Origin of the sequence: Okeania sp. SIO2B9 (assembly GCF_010672505.1) — a bacterium.
GTDB lineage: Bacteria > Cyanobacteriota > Cyanobacteriia > Cyanobacteriales > Microcoleaceae > Okeania > Okeania hirsuta.
On the sequence record NZ_JAAHGK010001139.1, the window covers coordinates 1 to 2483 of the forward strand.

Genomic DNA, 2483 nt, shown 5'->3' on the forward strand with positions numbered 1-2483 from the left:
TCAAAAATAAAAATTAAATCCTTTTTTCTTTCTAAATATTTATCTTTCCCGTCTTCCATCACCTATTCAGCAACTCTGGCAACAAGTTTAACTATTTTGTGTCTGAAGAGACAGACTTCTTAAGCAAGACAATTTATTTAGCGATCGCTTTTATTCCCTGTTATGTATATATGTATATAGATACGAATCACTTCACTTTTACTTAGTTAATCGCTTTAATACAAAATCATAATCGTACCTGGGTACTAATAATTACATCCTGGAGAAAAAAAATTTTGTGAACCATAAGCATAAGATCAGGGTTATAATTATGCTTAAAGATGTAGACTAAAATTATGCCAATAACTTGCACTTGAGCCATCAATATTCATAACTCTGATGTTTGAAGCCAAACACTGAATAATCCGAAATTGAGTCAGGCAAAAATGAAGAAAATACTCAAGCACTAAAATATGTAACTTCTACCTCTACCTATTTACTATTTAAAGTATTTATTCTCATTCAATTCTCAGCAAATAGTATCTACCTATTCAATTTTATCTCTTACTTTAGGGCTGATTAGGCTAAAATAGAATTTGATGAAAATATATAAAGTTGTTCTTCAGGTGAGAGGCCATGATATTTGAATAACTCACAGACTTGTAACTTAAATTTTCCTATCATAAATGTTAGAAAGAGATCGAGCCGTTATAATCGCGAGATTTAACTGTGAGAGTGTCAAAGAAATTCAATTATGATTATGTCCAAAGCCAAAAATTGGGTAACCAAAGACATTCGTATAATAATGCTTGCATAAGCAAACATTACCATGAGGTATATTCCTCTACCCCAGAAACACTCTAGCTTACTATAAAGTCACACTATGACCACTTTCAATATGTACATGGCTGCCGCAACCAAAACTAAAAGCACTGATGTCTGCACTTATAGAGAGATTGCTAAATTGAACACATCAGCAATTATGGCTTGTGGGTTGACAATGACCTACCAATCTGGAAAACAGTCATACCAGGTACTGAAGAATATTGACTTGACAGTAAACAAAGGTGATGTCCAGTTATTGATGGGACCATCTGGTTCTGGTAAAACTACTTTGCTGTCAATCTTAGCAGGATTATTAACACCCACATCTGGTAGAGTCTGTCTCCTGGGACAAGAAATCACTAAAATGTCCAGAAGCCAACTAGCCAAGTTTAGACTTAAGAATATTGGCTTTATCTTTCAGGGATTTAATTTGTTCCCTGCATTGACGGCAACAGAAAATATAGAAGTGGCTCTGAATATGAAGGGTATTAAAGGTAAGGCAGCAAAACATGAAGCTCAAATACTTTTAGAGCAAGTAGGACTAGCGCCCCAGGCCAAGTTACATCCAAGAGATTTGTCTGGTGGCCAAAAACAAAGAGTGGCTATTGCCCGCGCACTATGTGGAAGTCCTAGGGTAATCATGGCTGATGAACCCACAGCAGCATTAGATTCTCACAGTGGTCATACAGTTATTGAGTTACTGCGTCGTCTTGCGAAAGAAGGTGGTTGTACAGTGTTAATGGTAACTCACGATCCTAGAATAGTAAGTTCTGCTGATAGAGTAGTTTATCTTGAAGATGGGGTTGTACAGGAAAATAAACAACTATCCGATCATATTCTGTAATTTTAGTAATATATTCACATCTAGAATTATTGTAACTTTCCAGATATTAATCTAACCCTGGGAACTCATTTTTTTTGTTTACTTTTCTTTTTCTTTGTTTTTGTTGGCTACTTCTATATTGTTTTATTTAATTGTAAAATTTGTTCCTCGATAACACCCTTGAAAAGAAGTTAAATTAGTATTAGTAATTTGCTCAAGCTTAGTTACTAATGAGGCAGTACTAGGATGGTGGTGAAATTTATCCCACTGATAGGCAAATTCACCAATATAGCTACCTGTTCCTTGATAACTAAACTCTTCTATAGGTATCCCAGAAATACCAGAAATTTCTTGGTCATGATATCCATTAATAATTACTTTCTCTAATTTAACTTCTTTACCCAAACTAACATTCCAATGTACAGGTTCATAAGAAGAGAGAGCTAAAATGACAGGCTGATTTTTTCTTTCTATTTTGACATTAATAGTGCCTGTGGGATGATAGCCACCATGATGATCTGAGCGTGCCTCATAAACACCTACCAAGTGTAACTCCTTCTCTCCATTAGAAGTATTAAAAAAAGATGAAAAATTATTACTGCCTCCAACACCACAGGCAAACCCATCAACCACTCCTCTAGGCAATTCATTTTGATTAGCTTGCTGTTGAAATTTTGACCTAATTAATAACCAGCTACCAAAAGTAATACTAGCCATTAAAACACTGGCTGTTATAACAATTAAATATTTAATATTTTGGTCAAATAAGTTTATTCTCAGCCGCTTATTTTGAGAATAATTAAAATTTTGACTACTACCAGACGCTAGATCGACTTTTTCATCCAGACAAGCTAAT

General features: G+C 34.6%; 2 protein-coding genes. One reads left to right on the forward strand and one right to left on the reverse strand.

All coding sequences use genetic code 11. From position 1 onward, the window contains the following. Positions 1–961 precede the first annotated feature (961 nt). The gene (locus F6K13_RS28210; RefSeq protein WP_240039063.1) at positions 962–1648 is read left to right on the forward strand and encodes an ABC transporter ATP-binding protein; all 687 of its coding nucleotides are present in this window, start codon (positions 962–964) and stop codon (positions 1646–1648) included. Between the two features lie 123 nt (positions 1649–1771). Here the strand turns inward: F6K13_RS28210 and F6K13_RS28215 are convergent. Continuing rightward, positions 1772–2483 (reverse strand): hypothetical protein (locus tag F6K13_RS28215; protein WP_287289158.1); only part of this gene is annotated, 712 nt, incomplete at its 5' end.

What these genes read in the sequence shown, in the direction of transcription:
- F6K13_RS28210 (WP_240039063.1), top strand. Translation starts at nt 962, where the DNA reads ATGGCTTGTGGGTTGACAATGACCTACCAATCTGGAAAACAGTCATAC.